Source organism: Bartonella vinsonii subsp. berkhoffii ATCC 51672 (genome assembly GCF_902825225.1).
Classification (GTDB): domain Bacteria; phylum Pseudomonadota; class Alphaproteobacteria; order Rhizobiales; family Rhizobiaceae; genus Bartonella; species Bartonella berkhoffii.
Map to the genome: position 1 here is coordinate 1 of NZ_CADEAK010000279.1, position 399 is coordinate 399.

At 44.4% G+C, this 399-nt stretch carries 1 protein-coding gene; it reads left to right on the plus strand.

What is annotated here, in order from left to right:
- Window positions 1–399 (plus strand): GTPase (locus J7R10_RS09265; RefSeq protein ID WP_208436527.1); only part of this gene is annotated, 399 nt, incomplete at both ends.

Sequence of the window (399 nt, forward strand, 5' to 3'; positions counted from 1 at the left end):
ACCTCGTCGCGCAAATCCGGGATTGGCTGGAGAAGAGCGCACACTGTGGCTTCGTTTAAAATTAATAGCTGATGGCGGCCTTATTGGTTTGCCTAATGCTGGAAAGTCAACTTTTTTAGCGTCAGTAACCGCTGCAAGACCCAAAATTGCGGATTATCCTTTTACCACTCTACATCCTCATCTTGGTGTTGCGCGCATTGATGCTCGTGAATTTGTTTTGGCTGATATTCCCGGTCTAATCAAAGGAGCACATGAAGGTGTGGGAATTGGGGATCGTTTTTTAGGACACGTAGAACGTTGTAGTGTTTTACTCCATTTGATTTCTGCTCAAGAAGAAGATGTGGCGAAGGCATACCAAATTTTGCGTAATGAATTAGAAGCATATGGGAACAGTCTGAG